Source organism: Natronomonas amylolytica, assembly GCF_037031205.1.
Lineage (GTDB): Archaea > Halobacteriota > Halobacteria > Halobacteriales > Haloarculaceae > Natronomonas > Natronomonas amylolytica.
Genome location: NZ_JAYEZM010000004.1, coordinates 256,803 through 282,929, shown reverse-complemented (window position 1 = coordinate 282,929; position 26,127 = coordinate 256,803). Strand labels below are relative to the sequence as shown.

The 26,127-nt window shown below is 65.3% G+C and carries 30 protein-coding genes and 1 tRNA gene; 20 read left to right on the top strand and 11 right to left on the bottom strand.

What is annotated here, in order from left to right:
- Positions 1-90 precede the first annotated feature (90 nt).
- Positions 91-2,280, top strand: coding sequence for an elongation factor EF-2 (locus U5914_RS07180; RefSeq protein WP_336135072.1), 2,190 nt, complete (start codon positions 91-93; stop codon positions 2,278-2,280).
- 402 nt (positions 2,281-2,682) lie between these two features.
- Here U5914_RS07180 and U5914_RS07175 read toward each other — a convergent pair whose 3' ends face one another.
- Entirely contained in the window at positions 2,683-3,096 is a 414-nt protein-coding gene (locus U5914_RS07175) for a hypothetical protein (RefSeq protein ID WP_336135071.1), read from the bottom strand.
- Positions 3,097-3,277: 181 nt separating this feature from the next.
- Here U5914_RS07175 and U5914_RS07170 point away from each other — a divergent pair, with 181 nt between their 5' ends.
- The 5 genes from U5914_RS07170 (at position 3,278) to U5914_RS07150 (ending at position 6,703) form a co-directional block, all read left to right on the top strand.
- Complete coding sequence (locus U5914_RS07170; protein WP_336135070.1) at positions 3,278-3,802, top strand: amino acid-binding protein; 525 nt, start codon at positions 3,278-3,280, stop codon at positions 3,800-3,802.
- The gene (locus tag U5914_RS07165; RefSeq protein ID WP_336135069.1) at positions 3,799-4,746 is read left to right on the top strand and encodes a homoserine dehydrogenase; all 948 of its coding nucleotides are present in this window, start codon (positions 3,799-3,801) and stop codon (positions 4,744-4,746) included. The genes U5914_RS07170 and U5914_RS07165 overlap by 4 nt, the downstream gene beginning before the upstream one ends.
- A gap of 154 nt (positions 4,747-4,900) precedes the next feature.
- Positions 4,901-6,166: a translation elongation factor EF-1 subunit alpha gene (tuf, locus tag U5914_RS07160; protein WP_178289713.1), complete on the top strand. Its 1,266-nt coding sequence runs from the start codon at positions 4,901-4,903 to the stop codon at positions 6,164-6,166.
- A gap of 3 nt (positions 6,167-6,169) precedes the next feature.
- Positions 6,170-6,478, top strand: a complete 309-nt coding sequence (gene rpsJ / locus U5914_RS07155) for a 30S ribosomal protein S10 (RefSeq protein ID WP_178289712.1) — start codon at positions 6,170-6,172, stop codon at positions 6,476-6,478.
- Between the two features lie 153 nt (positions 6,479-6,631).
- Positions 6,632-6,703: transfer RNA gene (locus U5914_RS07150), tRNA-Ala, on the top strand.
- Between the two features lie 116 nt (positions 6,704-6,819).
- On the opposite strand, the gene U5914_RS07145 is transcribed toward U5914_RS07150, so the two are convergent.
- Positions 6,820-7,290 carry an FKBP-type peptidyl-prolyl cis-trans isomerase gene (locus U5914_RS07145; RefSeq protein WP_336135068.1) on the bottom strand — a complete coding sequence of 157 codons (471 nt, stop codon included), beginning with the start codon at positions 7,288-7,290 and terminating at the stop codon, positions 6,820-6,822.
- Positions 7,291-7,425: 135 nt separating this feature from the next.
- On the opposite strand from U5914_RS07145, the gene U5914_RS07140 reads away from it, so the two are divergent.
- On the top strand, positions 7,426-7,929 hold the full coding sequence (locus U5914_RS07140) for a hypothetical protein (RefSeq protein ID WP_336135067.1): 504 nt from the start codon (positions 7,426-7,428) through the stop codon (positions 7,927-7,929).
- Between the two features lie 94 nt (positions 7,930-8,023).
- Complete coding sequence (locus U5914_RS07135) at positions 8,024-8,335, top strand: hypothetical protein (RefSeq protein WP_336135066.1); 312 nt, start codon at positions 8,024-8,026, stop codon at positions 8,333-8,335.
- A 39-nt stretch (positions 8,336-8,374) separates the two neighbouring features.
- Here the strand turns inward: U5914_RS07135 and U5914_RS07130 are convergent, their stop codons facing one another.
- Positions 8,375-9,787 (bottom strand): winged helix-turn-helix transcriptional regulator, encoded by a 1,413-nt coding sequence (locus U5914_RS07130; RefSeq protein ID WP_336135065.1) that lies wholly within the window; start codon positions 9,785-9,787, stop codon positions 8,375-8,377.
- Between the two features lie 166 nt (positions 9,788-9,953).
- Positions 9,954-10,457, bottom strand: a complete 504-nt coding sequence (locus U5914_RS07125) for a deoxyuridine 5'-triphosphate nucleotidohydrolase (protein ID WP_336135064.1) — start codon at positions 10,455-10,457, stop codon at positions 9,954-9,956.
- A 107-nt stretch (positions 10,458-10,564) separates the two neighbouring features.
- Between U5914_RS07125 and U5914_RS07120 the strand changes: the two genes are divergently transcribed.
- A complete protein-coding gene (locus U5914_RS07120) occupies positions 10,565-10,873 on the top strand; it encodes a DUF5783 family protein (RefSeq protein ID WP_336135063.1) in 309 nt (102 codons plus the stop codon).
- Here U5914_RS07120 and U5914_RS07115 read toward each other — a convergent pair.
- Positions 10,870-11,322 (bottom strand): Ig-like domain-containing protein, encoded by a 453-nt coding sequence (locus U5914_RS07115; protein ID WP_336135062.1) that lies wholly within the window; start codon positions 11,320-11,322, stop codon positions 10,870-10,872. The genes U5914_RS07120 and U5914_RS07115 overlap by 4 nt on opposite strands.
- Before the next feature lie 132 nt (positions 11,323-11,454).
- Here U5914_RS07115 and U5914_RS07110 point away from each other — a divergent pair, with 132 nt between their 5' ends.
- From U5914_RS07110 to U5914_RS07095, 4 genes are all read left to right on the top strand, one after another.
- Positions 11,455-11,823 carry a NifU family protein gene (locus U5914_RS07110; protein WP_336135061.1) on the top strand — a complete coding sequence of 123 codons (369 nt, stop codon included), beginning with the start codon at positions 11,455-11,457 and terminating at the stop codon, positions 11,821-11,823.
- A 95-nt stretch (positions 11,824-11,918) separates the two neighbouring features.
- On the top strand, positions 11,919-12,071 hold the full coding sequence (locus tag U5914_RS07105; protein ID WP_336135060.1) for a hypothetical protein: 153 nt from the start codon (positions 11,919-11,921) through the stop codon (positions 12,069-12,071).
- 70 nt (positions 12,072-12,141) lie between these two features.
- The gene (locus U5914_RS07100) at positions 12,142-13,629 is read left to right on the top strand and encodes a sulfatase (RefSeq protein ID WP_336135059.1); all 1,488 of its coding nucleotides are present in this window, start codon (positions 12,142-12,144) and stop codon (positions 13,627-13,629) included.
- Between the two features lie 75 nt (positions 13,630-13,704).
- Positions 13,705-14,196: a GNAT family N-acetyltransferase gene (locus U5914_RS07095; protein ID WP_336135058.1), complete on the top strand. Its 492-nt coding sequence runs from the start codon at positions 13,705-13,707 to the stop codon at positions 14,194-14,196.
- Here the strand turns inward: U5914_RS07095 and U5914_RS07090 are convergent, their stop codons facing one another.
- Genes U5914_RS07090 through sufU form a run of 3 tightly spaced genes read right to left on the bottom strand, consistent with a single transcriptional unit; the run spans position 14,197 to position 15,896 of the window.
- Positions 14,197-15,096 carry a ketopantoate reductase family protein gene (locus tag U5914_RS07090; RefSeq protein WP_336135057.1) on the bottom strand — a complete coding sequence of 300 codons (900 nt, stop codon included), beginning with the start codon at positions 15,094-15,096 and terminating at the stop codon, positions 14,197-14,199.
- A 54-nt stretch (positions 15,097-15,150) separates the two neighbouring features.
- A complete protein-coding gene (locus U5914_RS07085; RefSeq protein ID WP_336135056.1) occupies positions 15,151-15,435 on the bottom strand; it encodes a DUF7130 family rubredoxin-like protein in 285 nt (94 codons plus the stop codon).
- Positions 15,436-15,479: 44 nt separating this feature from the next.
- Positions 15,480-15,896: a Fe-S cluster assembly sulfur transfer protein SufU gene (sufU, locus tag U5914_RS07080; protein ID WP_336135055.1), complete on the bottom strand. Its 417-nt coding sequence runs from the start codon at positions 15,894-15,896 to the stop codon at positions 15,480-15,482.
- 160 nt (positions 15,897-16,056) lie between these two features.
- Between sufU and U5914_RS07075 the strand changes: the two genes are divergently transcribed.
- A complete protein-coding gene (locus U5914_RS07075; RefSeq protein ID WP_336135054.1) occupies positions 16,057-16,422 on the top strand; it encodes a hypothetical protein in 366 nt (121 codons plus the stop codon).
- Position 16,423: 1 nt separating this feature from the next.
- On the opposite strand, the gene U5914_RS07070 is transcribed toward U5914_RS07075, so the two are convergent.
- Entirely contained in the window at positions 16,424-17,665 is a 1,242-nt protein-coding gene (locus U5914_RS07070; RefSeq protein ID WP_336135053.1) for an aminotransferase class V-fold PLP-dependent enzyme, read from the bottom strand.
- Positions 17,666-17,800: 135 nt separating this feature from the next.
- On the opposite strand from U5914_RS07070, the gene U5914_RS07065 reads away from it, so the two are divergent.
- From U5914_RS07065 to U5914_RS07055, 3 genes are all read left to right on the top strand, one after another.
- Positions 17,801-18,661, top strand: coding sequence for a hypothetical protein (locus U5914_RS07065; RefSeq protein ID WP_336135052.1), 861 nt, complete (start codon positions 17,801-17,803; stop codon positions 18,659-18,661).
- Between the two features lie 57 nt (positions 18,662-18,718).
- Positions 18,719-19,621, top strand: a complete 903-nt coding sequence (locus U5914_RS07060) for an MBL fold metallo-hydrolase (RefSeq protein WP_336135051.1) — start codon at positions 18,719-18,721, stop codon at positions 19,619-19,621.
- Positions 19,622-19,687: 66 nt separating this feature from the next.
- Positions 19,688-21,538 (top strand): cation:proton antiporter domain-containing protein, encoded by a 1,851-nt coding sequence (locus tag U5914_RS07055; protein WP_336135050.1) that lies wholly within the window; start codon positions 19,688-19,690, stop codon positions 21,536-21,538.
- Positions 21,539-21,544: 6 nt separating this feature from the next.
- Here the strand turns inward: U5914_RS07055 and U5914_RS07050 are convergent, their stop codons facing one another.
- Positions 21,545-22,510, bottom strand: a complete 966-nt coding sequence (locus U5914_RS07050) for a hypothetical protein (protein ID WP_336135049.1) — start codon at positions 22,508-22,510, stop codon at positions 21,545-21,547.
- A 168-nt stretch (positions 22,511-22,678) separates the two neighbouring features.
- On the opposite strand from U5914_RS07050, the gene U5914_RS07045 reads away from it, so the two are divergent.
- Positions 22,679-24,376, top strand: a complete 1,698-nt coding sequence (locus U5914_RS07045) for an aldehyde ferredoxin oxidoreductase family protein (protein WP_336135048.1) — start codon at positions 22,679-22,681, stop codon at positions 24,374-24,376.
- A 469-nt stretch (positions 24,377-24,845) separates the two neighbouring features.
- Positions 24,846-24,986, top strand: coding sequence for a hypothetical protein (locus U5914_RS07040; RefSeq protein ID WP_336135047.1), 141 nt, complete (start codon positions 24,846-24,848; stop codon positions 24,984-24,986).
- A gap of 69 nt (positions 24,987-25,055) precedes the next feature.
- Here the strand turns inward: U5914_RS07040 and U5914_RS07035 are convergent, their stop codons facing one another.
- A complete protein-coding gene (locus U5914_RS07035; protein WP_336135046.1) occupies positions 25,056-25,484 on the bottom strand; it encodes a PaaI family thioesterase in 429 nt (142 codons plus the stop codon).
- Positions 25,485-25,587: 103 nt separating this feature from the next.
- Between U5914_RS07035 and U5914_RS07030 the strand changes: the two genes are divergently transcribed.
- Complete coding sequence (locus U5914_RS07030; protein WP_336135045.1) at positions 25,588-26,091, top strand: amino acid-binding protein; 504 nt, start codon at positions 25,588-25,590, stop codon at positions 26,089-26,091.
- The last annotated feature ends 36 nt before the right edge of the window (positions 26,092-26,127 follow it).

The window sequence follows — 26,127 nt, the reverse complement described above, 5'->3', positions numbered from 1 at the left end:
TCGCCGCGAACGAGCGCTTTGCTACCGCGTCGCGCCCGCTCGCGGCGAAACACTACCCTTTTCACCCTGCTACTGGAAACTGACTGTATAATGGGCCGACGTAAGAAGATCGTACAGGAGTGCGAACGGCTGATGGACGAACCGGAGAACATCCGGAACATCGCCATCGCCGCCCACGTTGACCACGGGAAGACCACTCTCACCGACAATCTGCTGGCTGGTGCGGGCATGATCGCCGAGGAGAGCGCCGGCGAACAGCTCGCGATGGACACCGAAGAGGACGAACAGGAACGCGGCATCACCATCGACGCGGCAAACGTTTCGATGACCCACGAGTACGAGGGGAAGAACCACCTCGTCAACCTCATCGACACGCCGGGCCACGTCGACTTCGGTGGCGACGTGACGCGGGCGATGCGTGCCGTCGACGGCGCGCTCGTCGTCGTCGACGCCGTCGAGGGCGCCATGCCCCAGACGGAGACGGTGCTTCGGCAGGCGCTCCGCGAGGGCGTCAAGCCGACGCTGTTCATCAACAAGGTCGACCGCCTCATCTCCGAACTGCAGGAAGGCCCCGAGGAAATGCAGGAGCGACTCCTCGGCGTCATCGCCGACGTCAACGAGCTCATCCGCGGGATGACCGAGGAGATGGACGAAATCGAAGAGGACTGGACGGTCTCCGTCGAGGAAGGCACCGTCGGCTTCGGTTCGGCCCTCTACAAGTGGGGCGTCTCGATGCCGTCGATGCAGCGGACCGGGATGGACTTCGGCGAAATCATCGAACTGGAGCGCGCCGACAAGCGGCAGGAACTCCACGAGCGGACGCCGCTTTCGGACGTCGTGCTCGACATGGTCTGTGAGCACTTCCCGAACCCTATCGACGCCCAGCCGATGCGTATCCCGCGTATCTGGCGTGGCGACCCCGAATCCGACATCGCCGACACGATGCGTCTGGTCGACGAGGACGGCGAAGTCGTCATGATGGTCACCGACATCGGTGTCGACCCCCACGCCGGTGAAATCGCCGCAGGGCGTGTTTTCTCCGGGACCATCGAGAAGGGCCAGGAGCTCTATGTCTCCGGGACCGCCGGCCAGAACCGCGTCCAGAGCGTCGGTATCTACATGGGTGGCGAGCGTGAGGAAGTCGAGCACGTTCCCGCCGGGAACATCGCTGCCGTCACCGGTCTGAAGGACGCCATCGCCGGCTCGACCGTCTCCTCCGTCGAGATGACGCCGTTCGAGTCCATCGAACACATCTCGGAGCCGGTCATCACGAAGTCCGTCGAGGCGAAGAACATGGACGACCTGCCGAAGCTCATCGAGACGCTCCAGCAGGTCGCCAAGGAAGACCCGACCATCCAGATCGAGATCAACGAGGACACCGGCGAACACCTCATCTCCGGGCAGGGTGAACTCCACCTCGAAGTCATCACCCAGCGTATCGAGCGGAACCAGGGTATCCCGGTCCACACCGGCGAACCCATCGTCGTCTTCCGCGAGGCGCCGCAGACCGAATCCCGCGAGGTCGAAGGGCGCTCGCCGAACAACCACAACCGGTTCTACATCACTGTCGAACCCCTCAGCGACGACATCGTCGAGGGCATCAAGATGGGCGACATCTCGATGGACATGCCCGAACTGGAGCGCCGCGAGGCGCTCATGGAAGAGGGCATGGACAAGGACACCGCCCAGAACGTCGAGGAGATTCACAACACGAACATCTTCATCGACGACACGAAGGGTATCCAGCACCTCAACGAGACGATGGAACTCGTCATCGAGGGCCTCGAAGAGGCGCTCGACGACGGTCCCCTCGCCGCCGAACCCGTCGAAGGCGCACTCATCCGCCTCCACGACGCCCGTCTCCACGAGGACGCCATCCACCGCGGTCCGGCGCAGGTCATCCCCGCCGTCCGCGAGGCCGTCCACAACGCCCTCATCGACGCGGACATCAAACTCCTGGAGCCGATTCAGGAGGTCCGCATCGACGTGCCCAACGAGCACATGGGCGCCGCATCCGGCGAGATTCAGGGCCGCCGTGGCCGCGTCGACGACATGTACCAGGAAGGCGACCTCATGGTCGTCGAGGGTATCGCGCCCGTCGACGAGATGATCGGCTTCTCCTCGGACATCCGGAGTGCGACCGAGGGACGGGCCTCCTGGAACACGGAGAACGCCGGCTTCCGCGTCATGGCCGACAACCTCCAGCCCGAAACCATCAAGGAAATCCGCGAGCGGAAGGGCATGAAGACGGAACTGCCCGAGCGTATCGACTACTTCTGAAACTTTTTGCACGCGAGCGCCGCTGGCGCTCGCGGCAAAAACTTTCATGAAAAAGACACGGCGGGCCTCCCTCGCCTCACGGCTCACTTCGTTCGCCGTTCGGCACTTCGAGACTCCTCACCCCGTTCGGAGTCTCGCTACCGGTCGGCCCTTGGTCCCGCGCCTCGCTGACGCTCGGCGCGGTGTGGTTCGAAAGACGCCGTCGGCGTCTTTCGTCATGCGAAAAGAGCGCTCCGCGCTCTTTTCAGCAAACCGCTCGGCGCGTTCCGCGCGCCTCGCGGATGCTATCTTATTGTTGCTTTCCTCTCGCGTATTGCCGCCAGACGCGACACTACTGTTTATAAACAGTCAGCTATGCGTGATGACGACCAGCAGTAGTCGATTGCTGAAGACCGAGCGAAATCAGACCGCCGTGCCGTCGCTGGCCTCGGGACCCCACTCGAAGACGCCGTAGTAGGACAGCGCCGCCGCGCCGCCGACGAGGACGGCCATCACGGGATTGATTGGGACGGCGAACTGGAGGCTGGAGACCCGATAGAGGCCGATATCGAGCACGGGTTGGCCTAGGAGTGTGGCGACCAGCAGCGTCAGGCCGACGAGCGTCCCACAGAAGACGATGGCGAACCGCGAGAGACGCGCCGGGTTGACGTCGGCGGTACCGACCGCGACTGCCAGCGGCAGCCACCCGAGAACGGCCGCCTGCAGCAACTCCCGTGGCGTCGGGTCGACGAAGACCACGGCCGCCGCGACGACCGGAACGACGGCGCTGGCGACGACGGCACCGACAAATCCCAGAGGGCGATTCGTGGCCATCATGGCCCTCTCTTATATCTGACAACATTTAAAAACGGGTTCGGTGTCAGCTGTCGAAATTCGCCGCTGTCGGGCGGGAGTGAGGGTGTTCACCGTCGATGCAGGATACATTTGCGAATGACGGCGTTCTTATAGCCGGCGGACCGTGAGATTGGGTAATGAGTGAACGCTCGGAGGTGAGCCGATGAGCGAGGCGGACGTCCGGTCCTACACGGTGCGTCTCGAACTCGTCGACGAACCCGGTGAACTACTGCGCGCGCTCGAACCCATCGCCGACAACGGTGGGAACCTCCTCTCGATATTCCACGAGCGCGGCAACCTCACACCGCGGGGGCACATCCCCGTCGAAGTCGACCTCGAAGCGACCCAATCGCAGTTCGACGTCATCGTCGACGCGCTTCGGGACGCCGGCGTCAACATCATTCAGGCGGGCGCCGAGCGGTACAGCGAGGAGCTGACGGTCGTCCTCGTCGGCCATCTCGTGGATACGGATCTCTCGGATACCCTCCAACGGTTCCAGGACTGCGGCGGCGTCTCGGTCGCCGACGTGTCGCTTTCGGCACCACAGGGTACCGAAAACCCCTCCAGCGCGCGCCTCCGCATCGTCGCCAGCGAGGGCCAGTCCTCCGATGCGCTGGAGACGGTTCGGGAGATTGCCGACGAGAAGGACCTGCGTGTCATCGAACCGCTGACGGAGGGTGGCCAATGAAACTCGCCGTACTCGGTGCGGGCGCCGTCGGCACCTCCGTCGTCGAGTTGGCCGGCGAATACGGCCACGATATCGTCGCGGTCGCGGATTCCTCGACGGCCGTCGTCGACGAGGACGGCCTCGACGCCGAGGACGTCCTCTCCCGCAAGCGAAGCCGCGGCGTCGTCGGCGATGCCGAGGTCGAAGCGGCGCTTTCGGCCGATTACGACGTCCTCGTGGAAGCGACGCCGACGACGCTAGGCGACGCCGAACCTGGATTCTCCCACGTCGAGCGCGCGCTCGGCCGTGACCGGCACGTCGTCCTCGCCAACAAGGGCCCGGTCGCCGAGCGCTACGACGAGGTCCGGCAACTGGAAGCCGACTCGAAGGGGTCGGTGCTGTTCGAGGCGGCGGTCGGCGGCGCGATTCCGGTGCTGTCGACCATCGACGACCTCAACGGGCAGGTCACCGCGGCCCGTGGCGTCCTCAACGGGACGGCCAACTTCATCCTCAGTCGGATGGCCGCCGAGGGGCTGGACTACGAGCACGTGCTGGCAGAGGCACAGGACCTCGGCGTCGCCGAGGCCGACCCAACCTTCGACGTGGAGGGCACCGACGCCGCGCTGAAGTGTGTCATCCTCGCGAACGTCCTCTACGACGAGACGTACACGCTCGAGGACGCGGAGGTCGAGGGCATCGCCGACCTGCCCGGAAGCCCGCTCGAACTCGCCGCCGAGGACGGCCGGACGATTCGCCTCATCGGCGAGGTTTCGGACGGGAAGGTCCGGGTTGGTCCCCGCCTCGTTCCGGAAAACGGGACGCTCGCGGTGTCGGGCACGCTGAACATCGTCCAACTGGAGACGAATCACGCGGGTCGACTCAATATCTCCGGCCGTGGCGCTGGCGGCCCGGAGACGGCGAGTGCGGTGCTGGCGGACATCGGGCGACTCCCGCCTCGGGAGTAGCCACACGGCCGTCTCGGGACGGTTCCCCCTCGCCCCCGTGGTATCTGCTCGCAAACCGCCCGACGCGCCCGGTTTCGGCCGAATCCCTTTCGAAATCGTTTTACGGGCCACCAACAAAAGATTCGGACACAGCGCATTCGCGCGTGAGAATACAATGAGTGACAAACCGCACCAGAACTTGGCCGTAATCGGCCACGTTGACCACGGTAAGAGCACGATGGTCGGGCGACTTCTCTACGAGACAGGGAGCGTCCCCGAGCACGTCATCGAACAGCACAAAGAGGAAGCCGAAGAGAAGGGCAAGGGCGGCTTCGAGTTCGCCTACGTGATGGACAACCTCGCCGAGGAGCGAGAGCGTGGTGTCACCATCGACATCGCCCACCAGGAGTTCGACACCGACGAGTACTACTTCACCATCGTCGACTGTCCGGGCCACCGCGACTTCGTCAAGAACATGATTACTGGCGCGAGCCAGGCCGACAACGCGGTCCTCGTCGTCGCCGCCGACGACGGTGTCCAGCCGCAGACCCAGGAGCACGTCTTCCTGGCTCGTACCCTCGGCATCGACGAACTCATCATCGCGGTCAACAAGATGGACCTCGTCGACTACGACGAGAACAAGTACAAGGCAGTCGTTGACGAGGTCAACGAACTGCTCCAGCAGGTCCGCTTCAACACGGACGACGCCAAGTACATCCCCACCTCGGCCTTCGAGGGGGACAACGTCTCCGAGGCCTCCGAGAACACGCCCTGGTACGACGGCCCGTCCCTGCTCGAGGCCCTCAACGACCTGCCGGAGCCGCAGCCGCCGACGGACGCGCCGCTGCGCCTCCCGATTCAGGACGTCTACACCATCTCCGGCATCGGTACGGTCCCGGTCGGCCGTATCGAGACCGGCATCCTCAACACCGGCGACAACGTCTCGTTCCAGCCGTCGGACGTCGGTGGCGAGGTCAAGACCATCGAGATGCACCACGAAGAGGTCCCCAAGGCCGAGCCCGGTGACAACGTTGGCTTCAACGTCCGTGGCATCGGTAAGGACGACATCCGCCGTGGTGACGTCTGTGGTCCCGCCGACGACCCGCCGTCGGTCGCCGAGACCTTCCAGGCGCAGGTCGTCGTCATGCAGCACCCGTCGGTCATCACCGCTGGCTACACGCCGGTCTTCCACGCCCACACGGCGCAGGTCGCGTGTACCATCGAGTCCATCGACAAGAAAATCGACCCCTCCTCCGGCGAGGTCGCCGAGGAGAACCCGGACTTCATCCAGTCCGGCGACGCCGCCGTCGTGACGGTCCGACCCCAGAAGCCGCTCAGCATCGAGTCCTCGAACGAGATCCCCGAGCTGGGCAGCTTCGCCATCCGTGACATGGGTCAGACCGTCGCGGCCGGCAAGGTCCTCAGCATCAACGAGCGATAACGCATGCAACAGGCACGCGTTCGCCTCGCGGGCACGGCACCCGAGGACCTCGACGACATCACGGAAGACGTCCGCGAAATCGCGGACAAGACCGGCGTCGAGCTTTCGGGCCCGGTTCCGCTCCCGACGAAAACGCTGGAGATTCCCGCCCGCAAGTCCCCCGACGGTGAGGGGACTGCGACGTGGGAACACTGGGAGATGCGCGTCCACAAGCGTCTCATCGACATCGACGCCGACGAACGCGCGCTCCGCCAGCTGATGCGGATTCAGGTCCCGAACGACGTCTCCATCGAGATCGTCCTCGAAGACTAGCGCGACTCCGTAGGAGTCGCCGATAGCGAGGACGCTTTCGACCGGTCGTCACCCGGGTTTCGCCCGCCGCAACACTCACGCGCGACTGCTTTCGTCGCCTTCGGTGTTGCAAAACGGAAGGTACAAACGGCCGAATCGATAACTGAAAATCGCGGGCCAGTAGATCAGCGGCAGATCGCTTCCTTCGCAAGGAAGAGGCCCTGGGTTCAAATCCCAGCTGGTCCATTCCTTCACTTCGCTACGTTCGCCTAGTCCTGCTTGCTTCGCTCGCAGGCGTCCCGGCGAGTCTAATAAATGGTATCGTAGAATTACTGCCAGCAGTCGTTAGAAACGCTCAACCGTTAGTTGACGTCGACGATTTCGATGTCGAACGTCAGGGTTTCGCCAGCGAGTTCGGGGTTGAAGTCCACGCGAACGACGTCCTCGCCGGAGTGGATGATTTCGCCGTGCTGGCCGTTCTGAGCTTCGAGGTAGGCGCCCTCCTCGGGCGTCTGACCGCCGAGCATCTCCTGAAGCTCGTCGGCGTCGAACTCCTGGACGTTCTCCTCGCTTCGTTCGCCGTAGGCTTTCTCGGGCGGAATCGTCAGGGTTGCCGTCTCGCCGGCTTCCATGCCGATGAGGCCCTCCTCCATGCCTTCGATGACCTGTTCGGCGCCGACGTCGACCGTCAGCGGGGTGTACTCCCGGTCGGGTTGGGCTTCGGCTAGTCCCGCTTCCTCGGCGACGGTCTCCCGTGAGGTGTCGAATACGGTCTCGTCGTCCAGTCGGCCCGTGTACTCCAGCGTCACGGAATCGCCAGTAGTAATCGTCATATGCGGATGAAGGACGCCACACGGAAAACCCATCGTATGTGGGATGACGAGTCGAATCGGATGGATACCAGATGGCTACTGGCTACCGGTCCTGTGCCAGAAGATTTACCCCTCGTGGAAGCGACAGAATCCGGCGTGCGACGGATTTTACTCGTGGTTGCAGTCGTGACGATGGTAGCGTTCTCCGGGTGTGCAGCGCTCAACGGCGGGTCACCGGACGGGACACCTGACGACGTGGCTGTCGAAAACGACGACCCCGGTGCGACGAACGTGACACAGACGCTTCGTATCGATGCCAACGAGACGACTGCCGACACCGAGTTGACGGCTATCGGGGCGACGTACCCCCGTGAGAACTTCACCGTCGATGCCGCTCAACACGACCAGATCCAGCTCGGGGTCGATACCGACGGCGACGGCGAACTCGAATCGGAGTTCAACGAGACGCACATCAGCGGCGTCAACAACAACGAATACTCCTTCGATATCACCCTCGAAACCGACTACACGCTACAGGCAGGCGACACCGTCGTCGTCAGCTATCCGGCGGTCGACAACCCCTCGGAACCGGGCGACTACGAGGTCGAAATTCGCCTGAACGACGAACAGAACGCGACCGACACCGTCGAAATCGAATAGGGCAGCCGCGTTTTGGCTCTGTCCGAGGTTCCATCGTTCCCCGTTCGTTCTAGTTCAGTGACTCTTTTGTCGCTCTGGCCGTATAGACCGTTCAATGAAGACCACGACGGAACTCATAGACGTGATGAACCGCGCCGAGGCGGGCGAGCGGCTGACCGTTCGGGTCGAGGACGACACGTACAGCGGCGAGGTCCGGGAGACACACTACGCGGCGCCCGAAAGCGACGAGGAAGGCGTCGTGGGGCTCGACCTTCGAATCGCGGGCGGCGACCGCGACGGCGAGCGACTGGAAGTCCGTTCGACGGCGGGGTCGAACACGCAGAAGTTCAGCCGCCCGGTCGTACGGTTCGCCGCGGGCGACGGGACCGAACACGAGGTTCTGGACCTGTCGCCGTCCGAGGAGTAGTCCGTCTCGCTGTTCACGCGAGGGCCGAAGACGGCGCCGTCAGTCCGCGCCGCCGGCGATGGCGCTGCTGCTGTCGCCGGGCCGGGGCGTCGAGTCGGGTTCGAGCGCGGTCCGGGCCTCCCCGGAGAGCTTGTTCATGACGGCACGTCCCTCGCGTTCGCGCGTGATGATGCCGTCCTCTTCGAGTCGCTGGAGGTGGTGGCTGATGGTCGAGGGGTCTCGGCCGATGTCGTCGGCGAGGTCGCTGACGGAGGCGGCGCCGAGGCGGGCGATGGCGTCGATGATGGTGGCGGTCGCCTCGTCGTTGAGCGCGGCGGCGAGTTCGACGCCTTCGGCGTAGGCGGGATAGAAGCGGCGCTTGCCCCGCAGTTTGGCGCCGGAGACGAGGTCCTCGCGTTCGAGGACCCTGACGTGGTGTCGCGTCGTCGACAGCGGGAGGTCGGCCTCCTCGGAGAGTTCCGAGAGGTAGGAGCCGGGGGACTCGTTGACGATTTCGTAGACCTCCTCGCGGGCCTCGTGTTCGAGGGGGTCCGAATCGTCGTAGCGGCTGTATCGGAGCGGGAAGACGAAGGGCCGAAGCTTACTCAGGATGGCCGGCATCGAAATGCTGGCGCTGATGGACCCGAGGGTGGGAACGCCGCCGGCGACCAGCGGCGTGGTTCGGAGAGCGGCCATCGCTGCGAGCATGCTAATGCTGATGGCGGCGCCACCGACGGGGGCGTCGGGAACCGGTTGGCCGCCGGCGCCGCTGGTCGTAGTCGCCGCGACAGCGTGGCCGTCGTCGGCATCGTCGGCGTCGGCGACCGCGGTCTCGTGGTAGCTGGCACGGTCCGTGTCGGCTCCGGTGTCATCGACTCCGTCACCATCGGTCCCGTCGAGTTGCAGCGACTCGTCGGTGGACAGTTGGGGGGAGACGACGTCAGCGGGGTCGGTCGATGCTGGCGAGACGAGCGCCTCGCCAAGCGAAAGCGTCTCGACGGAGTCCTCGGTGGTCGTCTCGACCGTATCCGTGGTGTCGTCGACGGTGTCCTCGACGGTCTCGGTCGTGTCGTCGACGGTGTCGGTGGTCGTATCGGTCGACTCGTCGAGGGCGTCGGCCGTTCTCTCGACGGTGTCCCGCACCTCGTCCGTCGTGTTCGTGTCGGTTTCGTCGTCGGTGGAGGTGTCGCCGTCGTCGGTTCCATCGGTCGATGTATCGCCGTCGTCGGAGTCGTCTTCCGTCTCGTCGGTGGTCGACGTATCCCCCGTGCTCGACGTCTCGTCGGTGTCGTCGCTTGACGCCCCGTCCTCGGAGTCGGTGGTGTCCGAGTCGGTCGAACTACTCGTCCCGTCGAAGCCGTCTCCCAGCGTGGTGCCGTCGCCTACTCCCGCGACGGGAACGGCGACGAACGAGCAGACGACCAGCACCGCCACCAACAGCGCGAACAGCCGCCGTGCGTTACTGAATGACATTGTGTGGGAGGCCCCCGAACCTCGGAGTTGTCGGTCCATTCGTTTCCCCACCGATAGCGATTTGGCTGTGCATGTCTGGTGTTTTAAGTCGATACTCGGAGTGGCACTCGAGCCCGATAGCGAACGCGGTTGGGGAGGCGATACGGGCCCCCGTTGTGGTGGCCGGCTAGAGGTTCTCGTTCTGGTAACTGCCGTCGTAGGTCGCCTCGCCTTCGGCTTCCGCGAGGACGAGCTGGGCGATGCGGGCGCCGGTCTCGATCTCGATGTCGTGGTGAACTTCGAGCAGCCCCTCGCCTTTCCCCTCGTAGCCGGCGTCCCAGACGGCGGTGTTGAGCATACAGGAGTTCCGCATCAGCGACGAGCGGGGGTAGATGAAGCCGACGTGGTCGTCGGGAATCGAGACGATTTCGGCGTACTGGACGACGTAGCCGCCCGGCGGGAGGTAGTAGGTGTCGTTCTGTTCGGTCACCTCGTCGATGGAGGACCCTTCGACGACGGGGTCGGCCGGGCGGCGGTGGCGGGACCCGACCTCCTTGCCGTCCCGTCCGATGCGGCCGGGTTCGCGCTGTTCGTAGACGGCTTCGAGCGTCAGGTCGACCCCGTTGGGCTGGACCTGCTCGTCGGTCGTGGGCGTGACGTGGTCGGCGACGAACGCACCGCTCCGGTACATACCGGCGTCTCTCCCGGGGCGGTCAAGTCGCTTGTGTTCGCTCCCCTGCGGGACCGGCCGCGGTCGCGTTCGACCGTCTTTTAGGCGCCCGCGCCTAACAGCGGCGCATGGACGCCGAAACCTTCGAGGAAAAGAAGTTCACCGACTTCTTCCCGCAGCTCCAGCAGGCCTACAAGAACGCCTTCAACCGCGTCAACGAGACCTACGATTCGACGCTGGTTCACGGCATCGATCAGCAGATACTCAACGAGTCCGAGCCGTTCTACGACGACGAGGAGGGCTTCTACCTCGAAGTGCCCGAGGACCCCTACGACCGCCTGACCGGCGTCGTCGCGAGCGAAGAGAAGTTCGAGGCGGTCCTCGAGGAGTACGTCGAGGAGATAGAGACGGAACTCGAACGGACCTTCGAGAACTAAGCGTCTTCACAGCCGGCGCCGTCCCAGATGTCGAGTCGGCCGCCGCGGCCGACCCGAACCAGCACCCGCACGCAGTCGACCTCCTCGCCGCCCTTCTCCGAGATGTCGGCGGTCCGAACCTCGCCGTCGTCCAGCCGTGCGTGGATGCGGTAGTCGCCGGCCTCCTCTAGCCATTCTCCCTCGACGGTCGTGCTGCCGCCGGCTTCGAGGTCGTAGGTCCCCAGTTCGAGGACCTCCTCGCCGTCCTCGATGGCGAGCTGTATCTGGTGGGCCTCCTCGTGGTTGTTCTCGACGGCGAGTTCCCCGAGTTCGATGGTCGCGGCCGATTCGGTCGTCGGGTTGCCGTCGTCTTCGGGGCTCGAATCGCCCTCGTCGCCGAGGGCACCCATACAGCCGGCTCCCGCGACGGCGATTCCGGCGGTAGCGAGCAGATGGCGGCGCGTTGGCATATCTACGTAGCCGTCAGCATCGCCTATAAACTCCCGTCAGACAGCCGTCGCTCGGTCGGCGGACGCCGGACGGCGATGCCGACCGACGCCGGGAGCCAAATCTTCATACGCCTGCACTGCATAGGCCCTTTCATGAGCACCGAACCCGCCGACGCCGACGAGGACCTTCGCGAGCGCATCAGCAACTTCCTCCGGCGCAACTTCCCGCAGATTCAGATGCATGGCGGCAGCGCCGCCGTCCAGAACCTCGACCGCGAGGCCGGCGAGGTCACCATCATGCTCGGTGGCGCCTGTTCCGGCTGTGGCATCTCCCCCATGACGATTCAGGCCATCAAGAGTCGGATGACCGAGGAGATTCCCGAAATCGACACCGTCCACGCCGACACCGGCATGAGCGGCGGCAGCGAGGGCATGGCCGGCGGCCAGATGTCGCCGTCCTTCCCCGGCCACGAGGGCGACAGCGACGACGAGGCCGACGAAGGTCCCGAAGCCCCGTTCTAACTCGCGCGTAATTTCCCCGTTTTCTACCGGCCCTTAGCTGTGACTTCGCTCCCACGAGGGAATGGTATTTGGTCACACGGAACACAGCTATGGGTATGGCGGTGGAGGCATGCGGGATGTGCTCGCGTGAGGTCCCGTTCGACGAGACGGTCCACGTGCTCGTCCACACCCACGGCGAATCGGGGGTCATCGACCGGTACGTCTGTCGGACCTGCTACGAGAGCGAACTCGAACCGCTTTTCGAGTGACGGCGGGCCAACGGCGCGCTGAGGGTACACCACGGTATTTAAGCCTCCAACTCCCGGAGTGTCAGCCAGCATGCCCGCTGACGACGGCCGGAACGTGCTGTTCGTGGTAATGGATACGGTTCGCAAGAGCCACCTGACGCCCTACGGCTACGACCGGCCGACGACACCGGGACTGGAGGCCTTCGCCGAGGAGGCGCTCGTCTACGAGCAGGCCGTCGCGCAGGCGCCGTGGACGCTGCCCGTCCACGGTTCGATGTTCACGGGCCGGTATCCGGCCCAGCACACCGCCACACAGGAGGCGCCCTACCTGCCTGACGATATGGGCACGCTCGCACAGACCGTCTCCGAGGCGGGCTATGCGACCGCCTGCTACTCCTCGAACGCGTGGATTACGCCCTACACCCGACTCACTGCTGGCTTCGAGGACCAGGACAACTTCTTCAAGGTCCTGCCCGGCGACGTCCTCTCGGGCGCGCTGGCGAGTTTCTGGCAGAAACTCACCGATAGCCGGTTCCGCGGCGTCGCCGACCGCCTCGTCGAGGTCGGCAACGAGATTCACGAATATCTCGCCAGCGGCGAGGGCGAGGCCTCGAAGACGCCGCGTATCGTCGACAACACGATGGACTTCATCGACGACAACGACGACTGGTTCGCCTTCATCAACCTGATGGACGCCCACCTGCCGTACTACCCGCCCGAGGAGTACCGCGAGGAGTTCGCGCCGGGCGTCGACCCCCACGCAGTCTGTCAGAACTCCAAGGAGTACAACTCGGGCGCACGGGCGATTAGCGACGAGGAGTTCGAGGACATCGAGGGCCTCTACGACGCCGAAATCCGCCACATCGACGCGGAACTCCAGCGGCTTTTCGACCACCTCAAGGAGACCGACCAGTGGGACGACACGCTGGTCGTCGTCTGTGCGGACCACGGCGAACTCCACGGCGAACACGGCCTCTACGGCCACGAGTTCGGCATCTACGACCCGCTGGTCAACGTCCCGCTAATGGTCAAACACCCCGACGTCGAGGCGGGCCGCACCGACGAGCAGGTCGAACTGCTGGACCTCTACGATACCGTGCTGGACGCCACGGGCGCTGCCGACTACACCGACCGGGTCGGCTCCCGCCGTTTCGACTCGAACCGCTCCCTGCTGACCGAGGGCCGGGACATCGAGGACGGCGAGTTCGCCTTCGTCGACTATCACCGGCCCGTGGTCGAACTCAATCAACTCGAAACGAAGGCCGCCGAGGCCGGTATCGACCTCGACGAGAACTCCCGGTTCTACTCGCGGATGCGGGCCGCCCGGCGCCCCGACGGCAAGTACATCCGAAACGAGCGGATTCCGGACGAGGCCTATCGCCTCGATACGGACCCCGGCGAAACCGAGCGCGTGGGAACCGACGACGAGGTCATCGAGGAGGTGCTGGCCGCACTCGAACGCTTCGAGGACCGGGCGGCCGACGAGTGGGGCGACGCCGCCGCGGACGCCGACGAGGCGCTCGACCACATGGACGAGGAGGCCAAAGAGCGGCTTCAGGACCTCGGCTACATGGAGTAGCGAGCGGCGAGGCTGGCTTTCGAGCGCGCTGGATGCAGAGAAAGGTCTAACGGCGAGGGCGTGGTATGTGATGGCATGGAACTACGAGAGGCGACTGATGCGGACATCGACGCTATCAGACGGGTCGCCGAGCGGTCGTGGGAGGTGGATTACCCGGCGATTCTGACCAGAGAGACGGCGCAGGAGGCGGTTTCGGAGTGGTACGGGTCCGACGGACTCGCGGATGCCATCGCCGAGGGGCGGACGGAACTGTTGGTCGCCGAACGCGACGGCGAGGTCGTCGGCTTCGCACACGCGACGTGGAACGGGTCCGAAGCCGAGGGGTACATCCTCCGACTCTACGTCCATCCCGACCACCGGGGGCGGGGCGTCGGCGGCGAGTTACTCGAAGGGACGCGGCAGGCACTCGCCGGCTACGACGTCGACCGAATACACGCGATGGTGCTCGCGGAGAACGACCCCGGAAACGCCTTCTACGAGCGGTTCGGCTTCGAACGGGCCGACGAAAGCCGGACCCGCATCGGCGAGGGTACCTATCAGGAGAACCGGTACGTGCTGGAACTCTAACTAGGGACGGAACCCCTGACCGCTCTCCCACGCCCGCAACAGCCGCGTCATCGTCGCGTTGACGGGCACGTCGATGCCGCGTTCGTCGGCCCGTTCGAGGACGTAGCCGCCGATGGCGTCGACCTCGGTTCGCCGCTCGGCGAGTACGTCCTGCTGCATCGAGGAGGTGTTGTCGGCGGTCGCCTCGGCGACGCGTTCGACCGCCCGCTCGGCCTCGGCCTGCGAGAGGTCGACGCCCTCCGCACGAGCGACGCGAGCGACCTCTCGGCCCGCCGCCGTCGCGACGGCGTTCGCATCGCCGTCCAGTAGCGCGCCGTTATCGACGCGGGCCAGCGCCGTCGTCGCGTTGATGCCGGCGTTGACCGCGAGTTTCTCCCAGAGTCGCCGCGGCATGTCCTCGGCGACGGCCGTGACGATATCGGCCGACTCGAAGGCCTCGCCGACCGTCTCGGCGGCCGCCGAGTGGCCACCCTCCCGGGCGCCGAGGACGACTTCACCGATGCCGGTACAGCGGACGACGCCGGGGGTCGACGAGAGCGCGCCGTAGGTGCAGGTGCCCGCCAGCACGGGCACGTCGAGGCGCTCGGCCAGTAGGTTCTCGTTGCCCATGCCGTTCTGCACCGAGAGACAGCAGTCGAGGTCGACGTCGGCGAGCGCGTCGGCCGCCTTCGGCGTATCGAAGGCCTTCACGCAGACGAGCGCGAGGTCGGCCTCGGCGGGCGGGTCCGTTCTCGCCTCCGGATACACGGTCTCCTCGACGGCGCCGGTGATGCGGAGGCCCTCGGCCCGGACGGTTTCCATGTGCGGGTCGCGCCCGACGAGCGTCACCGCGTGTTCGCGGGCGAGGAGGCCGCCGAGCAGGCTCCCGAGACTGCCGGCGCCGAAGACGACGACGTTCATACTGCCCGCTTCGAGCGGCCGGATAGAAAAGGTGCGTTCTCGGTCCGCCCCTGCTCAGTCCTCTTCGAGGTATGCGATGCTCTCCCCGGAGGCGCCGCAGGAGGGACACATGTCCGGAATGTCGTCGATTTCGCCGACCTCTCCACACTCCATGCAGCGCCACATCAGCGTCTTCTCGCCGGCCTTGCTCTCGGCCTGAGAGGCCGTCGAGACGCCCTCCAGCATCGATACGTAGAACCCGTCGTCGCCGAAGTTCCGGACCTGTCCCAGTTCGTTGCCCTCGTCGTCGTAGACGGTCTGACCGAACCGTACGTGGGGCTGTTGCTCCTCGGTGGACATACTATGTGGTACGTTCCCACCCACCAAAAAGCTGGAGGTCCGTTCTACTCCGTCGTCGTCTCGTCGATGTCGGCGTCGCCCTCGTGAATCTTGATGCCGTCCTGTGCGACTTTCTCGGCGAGGACGGCGCATTTGATACGCATCGGGCTGAGTTCGACGCCCAGCATGTCCTCGATGTCCTCGCGGTCCATCTCTCGGACCTCCCCGAGGGTCTTGCCCTGCAGTTCGCCGGAGAGCATGCTCGCGGAGGCCTGACTGATGGCGCAGCCGTCGCCGATGAAACTCACGTGCTCTATCGTCTCGTCGTCGTCCGCCAGTTCCACGAACATCTTGATGGTGTCGCCGCACATCGGGTTCTCGCCGACGTGCTCGATGTCGGGGTCCTCGAGTTCCCCGTAGTTGCGGGGATTCTTGTAGTGGTCGAGGATCTGCTGGCGGTACATGTCCGAGCCCATACCCATTGTTGTCCTAGGGAAGGGGAATGACACTCAAAAGGGCGTCGGTCGGGGTGGTACGCTCCGACACGGGTCGTCCGCTCTGTATTCCCCGCATCGCCGACGTGGGGTGCGAGCGACGGCATGGAGCACAAAGGCGAATACCCTCCCGCCAGCAGGGGTGGGTATGAGCGACGACGGCGACGACGAAGGCGGCGGGACGCGAATCTCCGACGACGGCCTCATCCTCGCGCTCGCGGGTGCGGCGTGTCTCCTCGCCGCCAACACCGCCTACGGGCGGAACCAACCCGACGCGGTCGTCGTCTTCGCGATGCTGGCCGCGGTGCCCGCCCTCGCCGCGGTCGTCGCCGACCTCGCGACCGACTACGTGCCCAGTATCCGCATCCATCTCCTTTTGGGTGCCAGCGCGCTCGTCGCGACCGCTTTCGCCGTTCCCGGTCGCCACTACGCCAACATCGCGACGCTCGGCGTCGCCGGGCTGATGGGTCTCGGGCGGGTCTTCGAGGTCGAATATCGGGGAAAGGAGTCCTGAGTTACTTAAAGAGCTGTCGCGCGTCGTCGACCGCTTCGACCAGTTCGTCGACCTCTGCCTTCGTGTTGTAGAGGTAGAACGAGGCTCGCGCGGACGCGGCGGTGCCGAGGACGTCGTGGAGCGGTTGGGTGCAGTGGTCGCCGGCGCGGATGGCGACGGCGCTGTCGTTGAGGATGCTGGAGAGGTCGTGAGCGTGGACGCCGTCGAGGTTGAAGGCGACGAGGCCGCCGCGGTCGTCGGCGGGCGGGCCGTAGACCTCCACGTCGTCCTTCGCGGTCAACTGCTCGTAGGCGTACTCGGCGAGTTCGGCCTCGTGGCGCTGGATGTTCTCGAGGCCGATATCGTCGAGATAGTCGCAGGCCTCCGCCAGCGCGATACCCTGCGAGATGGGCGGCGTGCCGGCTTCGTACTTCCACGGCAGTTCGTTCCACTTCGAATCCTCGTAGGTGACTTTCAGTATCATCTCGCCGCCGTAGAGGTACGGCTCCATCCCCTCGAGGATGTGTTCCTTGCCGTAGAGGACGCCGATGCCCGTCGGGCCGCACATCTTGTGGCCGGAGAAGGCCATGAAGTCGGCGTCGATTGCCTCGACGTCGACCGGGCGGTTCGGCACCGACTGGGCGCCGTCGACGAACATGTAGGCGTCGTGGTCGTGGGCGATGTCGGCCAGTTCGCCGACGGGGTTGATGGTCCCGAGCGTGTTCGAGACGTGGACCGCCGAGACCATCCGCGTGTCGTCGGTAATCATCTCGCGGGCGGCGTCCATGTCGAGACGGCCCTCGTCGGTGATGGGGATGTACTTGTAGTCGGCGCCGGTGCGCTTGGCGATTTGCTGCCACGTGACCAGCGACGAGTGGTGTTCCATCTCCGTCAGCACGACCTCGTCACCGGGGCCGAGTTCGTTCAGCCCCCACGCGTAGGCGACGAGGTTCATCGACTCGGTCGTGTTCTTCGTGAAGACGATTTCCTCGCGGCCGCCGGAGGCGCCGATGAACTCGGCGACCCGGTCGTGGGCCTCCTCGTAGGCGATGGAGGCCTCCTGACTCAACTGGTGGATGCCGCGGTGGACGTTGGCGTTGTAGCGCCGGTAGTAGTCCGTGATGGACTCGATGACCGGTTCCGGCGTCTGGGTCGTGGCCGCGTTGTCGAGATAGACGAGTTGCGTCCCGTCGAACTCCCGCTTCAGGATGGGAAAGTCCTCGCGAAGACGCTCGACGTCGAGCGGCTCGGCCTGTTGGCTCATTATCGGATACAGGGTTTCGAGGGTGGTGCCTCTTTCGGTCGGGGGAAAACGGGGATTGGACAGTCCCCAAAAACGGCGAATCCGTCGTGTAGAGTTGACGACAGACCGAAGTACGCGGAGACGGACGCTCGGCATATGATAGAGCAGTATCTCGAGCGGCTCTTCACGTGGGAGAGCCTCGAAAACACCGAACGCGGGGTCGAATTCGAGCTGAAGAACCGGCTCATCGAGACGGGGTTTCATGGCGTGACGGCGGCCCGAGTGGACGGGGAGGACGTTCCGAAGGAGGACATCATCCTCGAGGTTTCGCCGGAGGAACGCTTCAGGGCCGACGAGATAACGCCGGAGAACCCACTGGAGTTGGACCTCGCGGAGACGGTGCAGGTGATTCTGGACCGCGAGCGCCTGCGCATGGGCGTCCACGAGATCGAACTCGGCCTGCAGGTCGACGGCTACGGCGAGGTGGGCTTTACGACCGACGACGAGATTCGGGCCGATGACCTCGTCGACGTCGACCCTGCCGACGTCACCGTCGCGGAACTGAAAGCCCTCGCGGACGACATCACCGAACCCGCTTCGCTGGAGCGACTCATCGAGCGCGAAGAGGACGGCAAAGCCCGGAAGACGGCCCTCGCACACCTCGAAGAGCGCTTACAGGAGGCCGAACCGCTGACCGAAGACGAGATGGTCAAAACGCAGGTCCCCGACAAGGAGACGGGCGGCGGCCTCGTCAACGAACTGCTCGTCGAGGTCCTGGAGAGCCCCCAGCGCGTCTCGGTGTATCTCGCCGCGCAGACGCTCGGCAGCGGCACGCCCGCCGACATCGCCAGTCGGGTCATCTTCTCGGAGGACGTCGTCGAGTCGACGCTCGAATCCTTCGAGAGCGAGGGACTGGCCGAACAGAAGGAAACCGGCGAGTACCGGGTCGTCTCGCCGGTCGCCGTCCTCCAGAAGCGGCAGAACGACCTCTGGAACGTGCTTCGCGGAACGCTGTGAACTGACCGCGATTCCGGGGTCCGCTGGCTTTAGGACTGCCGGGTGCCCACCTTCGGTATGGCAATCGGAGACGTTCACGAAGTCGACGGCGCGACGGACCTCTTCTACGTCGATACGGGGATGTACGACACCCCCGAGTACGGCGCGGTCTACATCCTCGACGCCGAGCGGCCGGCAATCGTCGATACGGGTATCGGGACCAACTACGAGTTGATTCTCGATGCGCTGGAGACGGTCGGCATCGCGCCGGCCGACTTGGCGGCCATCATCCCCACGCACGTCCATCTCGACCACGCCGGCGGGGCGGGGTTCATCGCCGACGAGACGGACGCCGACGTCTACGTTCACGAAAGCGGCGCGACGTTCCTCACCGACCCCGACCCCCTCTGGGAGGGCACGAAGGAGGCCGTCGGCGACGTAATCGAACACTACACGAAGCCGAAGCCCGTCCCGGTCGACCGAATCGAACCGCTCCACGACGGCGCGACGGTCGACCTCGGCGACCGCCAACTCCACGCCCACCACGCGCCCGGCCACGCGTTCCACCAACTCGTCTTCCACGAACGCGACGACGCCGTCGTCTTCACTGCCGACGCAGCAGGTATCTACATTCCCGAGTGGGACGCCATCCACGAGACGTCGCCACCGCCGGGCTTCGCCCTCGAAGGCGTCATCGAGGACGCCCGCATGATCGCCCGACTCGACCCCGAGATACTCTGTTACGGTCACTTCGGGGACGCGCCGACCGACGACCGGCTCTCGGAGTACGTCGACGTGATCACTGCGTGGGTCGAAGCCGTCGCCGAAAAGCGAGCGGAACTGGACGACGACGAGGCGGTCATCGAACATTTCGTCGCCGAGCACGATATCAGCGAGGTCTGGGATGAAGAGATGACCAGCGGTCAGATCGCGATGAACGTCCGCGGTGTGCTGCACTATCTCGACGACCGCGAGGCGTAATCGACCTCGGTACCGCAGGGGTTTATTCGACTGGCAGCAGAACCGGTAGTCGATGGAGGCCAGTCCGTGTCGAGCCAACTGATTCCGCTTGTCGCGGCTATCATCGCCATCGGCGTCGCCGCCCAGCTACTCGCGGACCGCTTCGAGGTCCCGAGTATCGTCTTCCTGCTGGCCGCAGGCATCGCCCTCGGGCCCGAGGGGATGGGCGTCATCACGGACGACTCCTTCGCATCGCTTCCGGCTATCGTCGGCCTGTCGGTCGCTATCATCGTCTTCGAGGGCGCCTTCCACCTCCGCATCGAAAAGCTCCGGCAGGCCACCAGCGAGAGCCTCCGGCTCATCACCATCGGTGCCCTCGTCGCCTTGGTGGGAACGGCCGCCGTCGTCCGGTTCGCCCTCGGGGCGGGCTGGGGGCTCGCCTTCCTCATCGGCGCGCTGCTCGTCGCGACGGGCCCGACGGTCATCACGCCGATACTCTCGGTGGTGCCCGTCCGCGACCGGGTGCAGGCCGCACTCGAGACCGAGGGTATCGTCAACGACGTGACCGCCGCCATCCTCGCCGTGGTGGTGTTCAAGACACTTCGGCTAGACGAACCGACGCTGTCGGCGTTTCTCGGCCTCTTCATCGAGCGGTTCGGGGGCGGCGTCGCCATCGGTCTCGTCGTTGCGGGCATCGTGTGGCTGGTCCTCCGGTATATCGACCTCTCACCGGGAAGCGCCCCGCAGAACGCCCGCCTCGTCGTGCTGGCTGGTGCGCTGGTCGCCTTCGGCGCCGGCGAGACGGTCGCAAGCGAGGCCGGCGTCGCCGCCGTCGCGACCGCGGGCGTCGTCCTCGGCAACCTCGATCTCCCCTACGAGGAGCAGATTTCGGATTTCAAGGGCGACATCACGCTCATCGTGCTGTCGTTCGTCTTCATCGCTCTCGCCGCGCTGCTCGAACTCGGGGACCTGCTGGCTCTGGGGATGGGCGGCGTGGTCGTCGTCCTCGCGATCATGTTCGTCATCCGGCCGCTCTTGGTCTACCTCTCGACGGTCGGCGGGGACTTCACCCGCAACGAGCGGCTGTTCGTCGGCTTCGTCGGCCCGCGGGGCATCATCCCCGCGTCGGTCGCGACGCTTTTCGCCATCGAACTGCAGGCGGCGGGCAACGACGAGGCCGCAACCCTCCTGGTCGGCACCGTCTTCCTCGTCATCCTCTCGACGGTCGTTCTGCAGGGCGGTCTCGCCCGCCACATCGCGGAGTTCCTGGATGTGATACCAATGCGTGTACTCGTCATCGGCGGCGGACAGGTCGGCCGCGAGGTCGCCCGCCGTCTCGAAGACCGGGGAGAGAACGTCGTTATCATCGAAAACGACGAAACAGTCATCGAACAAGCCCGCGAAGCGGGCTTTGCCGTCCACATCGGCGACGGCACGAAGATAGAGACGCTTCGGTCCGCCGGGGCCGACAACGCCCGGACGGTCGTTGCGACGACCGGCGACGACGAGGTGAACCTCCTGATCGGCCAACTCGCCACCACGAAACTCGACACCGAACGGGTCGTCTGTCGCGTCAACGACGCCGAGAACGTCGAGGCCTTCGAGGAACTGGGCGTCGATACGATTTCCTCGACGCTGGCGACCGCACAGGCCATCGACAACGCCATCGAGCGCCCGGCGATGGCCCGCTGGGCCCGGAACATCGAGGAGGGCGGCGACGTTCAGGAAGTGACGGTGAAGTCGGAGGAGTTCATCGGCCGGCCGATACGGGAGGTCGGCCCCGAACTCCCGGGCCGGTGTCTCATCGGCCTCGTCACACACGACGGCGAGACGTTCGTCCCGGATGCCGACTACGTCCTCGAACGCGGCGACCACCTCACGCTCATCGGCGACCACGATGCGGTCCGAGACGCGATGGCCGTCTGCCGCGGAGATTAGGCGACGCTACAGCTCGCCCTGCTGGACGACGGCGACGTTCAGACCGACGTCCTCGCCTGTCATCTCCTTGCAGCGCTCGACGGTCGTCCCCGCCGTTCCCTGTGCCGTGAGATGGGTCAGCGCGCCCGCCGCGACCGTCCCCTCGGGGTCGGCGGTCGGGTCCGCACCGAGGATGGCCGACCCGGAGTCGCCGGGCGACCCCCGGAGGGCCGCATACCAGCTCCGGTAGTCGCCGAGGTCGCCGAGCGAGGCGCCGCGGCGGCCCTTCGTCGGGAAGACCTCGCCGTTGGCGACGCCGTTGCCGTACTGGCAGATGGGCTCGCCCGCGGGAAGCGCCCCCGACTCGACGACGCCGGTCGGCCCGCCGAACTGCGGCAGGGAGGGGTCGACGATGCCGGCGTCGATGGCCTCCTGCGGAATCTCGACCAGTCCGAAATCGTGGCCGACCTGCGTGCCGTCGTCCGCGGCCTGTCGGGCGTAGACCACGTCGCCGAGTTCGTAGGTCGTCCCGCGCAGACCGTTCAGGGCCGTCAGCCCCCCGAAGGTGAAGTCGTCGACGCCGACCCGGACGGTGATATCGAGGGAGTCCCCGCCGGGGGCGGTGTTCTCGCCGACGGCGCCGTCGGCGAGGAAGCAATGGCCCGCCGCGCCGAGGTAGTAGGAACCGCCGTCCTCCCAGACGAAGTTGGCGGTACAACCGGCGGTGGTGCCGTCCCGTTCGATGAGGAGCATCGACCCCGGGCCGATACCCGAGGACCGTTCGGGAACCGACGCGGCGTCGACGGTCTCGGTGGCGTCGTCGAGGCCGCTCAGGTCCCACGGACCGATTCGTTCGGCCGAATCCCGCACCGCCGTTTCGTCCACGCCGTCGGTGTCGGTCGCGGACGCCGCGCCGATGCCGCCGATGCCGACCGCGCTCGCGACGCCAGCACGGAGCAGTCGCCGTCGTGTCAGGGAGTCGTAATCCGTCATCGACCGAGTGTTAGCGGATTCCTGAATAGGCCTGCTGGTGGCCATAGCCGGCCTTTTTAATCGTCTCCGTGTCGGCCTCCGACGCGGAACCGGACCGCCCGCCCAAGAACGTCCCTCGGTCCGACGGCGCACGCTTTATTGTGGGTCGGTGTAACCTATCCACAGACAATGATACACAGCGAGGGTCCGCTACTCACTATCGACGTCGGCACACAGGAGACGACGGAGGCGGCGATCGACGACGTGCTCGAATCGTTCATCGGTGGCCGCGGCGTCGGGACGAAACTCGCCCACGACCGCATCCCCTTCGACGCCGACCCGCTCGGCCCGGAGAACCGACTGGTCTTCGCGGCCGGCCCGCTCCAGACGTCGATGATGAGCTACACCGGCCGGATGTCCTGTACCGGCCTCTCGCCGCTCACCGACGGCCTGCTGTCGTCGAACGCCGGCGGCTTCATGTCCCGGCCGTTCGTCGACACCGGGTACTCCGCGGTCGAAATCGCCGGTGCCAGCGACGAACTCGTCGGCATCCACGTCACCGACGAGGGCGTCGAGTTCGAGACGGTCGACGAACTCGAGGCAGCGACCGTCGAGGAGACCATCGAACACATCGAGGAGTCGGCGGGCCTCGATGCGGAACACACCGCCGTCGTCGGCCCCGCGGGCGAAAACGAGGTTCGCTTCGCATCCATCATGACCTCCGAGTCCCGCGCGTTCGGCCGCGGCGGCCTCGGCGCCGTTCTCGGCGCCAAGAACGTCAAGTTCCTCACCTTCGACGGCGACTCCCGTCCCGACATCGAGGGCCTCGACGACGACCTCATCATGGAGATTCACACGGAGGCCTCCGAGTCCAGCAGCCCCATGAAGGACGCCGGTACCGTCTCCGTCTCCGATTACGCCAACTCCGTCGGCGCGCTGCCGACCAAGTACTTCGAGGAACTCAGCTACGACAAGGTCGACCAGATCGGCTCCGCCGCCGTCATCGAGCACAAGTACAAGAAGGGCACCTGCTCGTCGTGTGCCTTCGCCTGCAAACTCCCGACCCGCGACGAGGAAAGCGGCCTCGAAACCGAGGGCCCCGAATACGAGACGATGATGTCCTTCGGCTCGAACGCCCTCGTGGACGATTTCGCCGCCATCATGAAGTCCAACGAACTCTGCGACCAGTACGGCCTCGATACGATCTCCTGTGGCGACGCCATCGCCGCCTATCTCGCCGCCGAAGACGAGTTCGGCAACACCGACCTCATCCACGAGACCATCGAGAAAATCGCCCACCGCGAAGGCATCGGCGACACCCTCGCCGAGGGCATCGACCGCTTCCACGACGAGTTGGGCGTCGACAACTGGACGATGAAGGGCATGGAGTTCGCCGCCCACGACGGCCGCACGCTCAACGGGCAGGGCCTCTCTTTCGCCACCTCGAACCGCGGCGCCGACCACATGTACGCCGAGATGTACCAGCTCGAGTACCCGCTCGTTGCCCCAGACCAGGCGCTCGATTCCGACGGCGTCGAGGGCAAATCTGACCGCCTCATCGAGATGGAGAACAAGAACGCCGTCCACGACTCCGGCGTCCTCTGTAAGTTCGCCTTCTCGAACATGACCCACGACCGGTACGCCCGCCTGTTCGACACCGACTGGGAGACCATTCAAGAGGTCGGCGGCCGCATCATCGGCCTCGAACGCCACTTCAACAACAAGCGCGGCTTCGACCGCGCGGACGACGACGACCTGCCCTACGAACTGGAAGGTCTCGACGACGAACTCGACAACTACTACGACCTCCGCGGCTGGAACGACGACGGTACTGTGCCCGATGCGAGCGTAGAGGGCAGTTCCGGCGCGACGCCTGCTGACGACTAATCGCTGCTTCTTTCTTTTATAAATAGAACTTCGACGACAGTCCAAACGCAAACAGCCAGAAAGCCCTCGGCGCGCGCTGGCCGGCCGCCGCGAGGTTGCGAGGGTGACCGAAGGGAACCCTCGATGGCGAACGGGGAGCGAAGCGACCCGTAAGTCCGTGAGCGGCGGCCGGACGATACCGTGCGAGGGATTGAGAGGGTCGGAGCGACCGGAGGGAGCGAGACCCTCGAATACCCGAACGGCGACCGAAGGGAGCCGTGAGGGACGACTGACCGAACGAAGTGAGGGAAGGAGTCGGTTGGGGAGGCTAGTGGTGCGGTTGTGGAGCCTGGCGGAATCGAAGGGCGAGGCCGGTTGGCGCTTGTGTGGTCGTCTCAGCGACCTCTATCCGAACGAAGTCGTTCGAAAGGCGCTACGCGCCTTTCGTGATGACGAAAGACGCCAAAGGCGTCTTTCGAACCATGAGGATATGTCGCTGAGCGTCCGCCAGCCGGCCGAGGGCTTCGGGGGTATTGCAGTCAGGGAACTCGCCACGCTCTATCCAACAAAAGTCCCAGAATCACCACCATTATTTATAAGCAAAAACGCGGCCACTGCCGGTATGACCTGAGAACTGCCGGCCGGCGTCTCGCGGGAGCGTGGTGCAGCGTCGGTCGGGAGGTATTGCATCGCCTGTTCGCTATTCGGCGTCCTCGCCGCGCCATGCCGACCCACCATCGCCGCCGCCTGTCTTGTAGGTCCCGCGGGCGGTTGCGATGTCGGTTCCGTCCTCGTCGGTCACGTCGACCGAGACAGTGGCGACGCTGTCGCCATTGCGGATGACCTCGGCCTCCGCACGGAGCGTCCCGCCAGTCGCGGGTGCGAGGTAGTCCATCCGCATGTTGATGGTCGGCGTGACGGTGAAGTTCGCGGAGATGACCGCCGCGCCACCGACGGTGTCGGCCAGCGAGTAGGCTACGCCGCCGTGGGCGATGAACCGGTCCGGGTTCGAGGAGTGCTCCTCGGCGAGTTCCAACTCTCCGACCGCGTGGCCGTCCTCAGCCTCCACCAGTTCGATGCCGAGGTGGTCGTTGTACGGCATCCGCGCGAACATCTCTGAGAGCTCCATGTTAGTCGGTCGGCCGCCGGCGGACAAAAGGCCGTCCAATCGCCGGCGACCGGCGGCCCGCAGTCGGCGCAACTAACAACACCCCTCCCTTCGACGAACGCGTATGTTCGACGAGATCATGCGGAAATTCGAGGACAGCCCCAGCCAGCAGGCTGTCATTCGGCTGTTGCTCGAACGTGGGTTCTCGGTCAACGACGAGGGGCGCGTCGTTTCGGGCGGTATCGAAATCCCCAACACGGGAATCGCCCGCGAGATCGACGTTGACCGTCGCGTGGTCGATGCGACGACCGACGCCATCCTCGCCGACGACGAACTCCGACGCATCTTCCAGAACATCTCGGCGATTCCGTCACTGATGGACCTGGCGCCGGTGTTGGACCTGAACGTCCTCACCGTCGGACCGACCGATGCCGACCAGCCCGGCATCGTCGCGACGATTACCGGCATGCTGGCCGACGACGGCATCTCCATCCGGCAGACGATAAGCGAGGACCCGGAGTTCACCGACGAGCCGAAGCTCTACATCATCACCGAGGAGCCGATTCCGGGTGAGTTGCTCAACGAGATTCGCGATCTGGAGTTCGTCCGCAAAATCGAGTTGGAGTAGATAACAGTCCGTCTCGAGGCACGTCACGAGACGGAA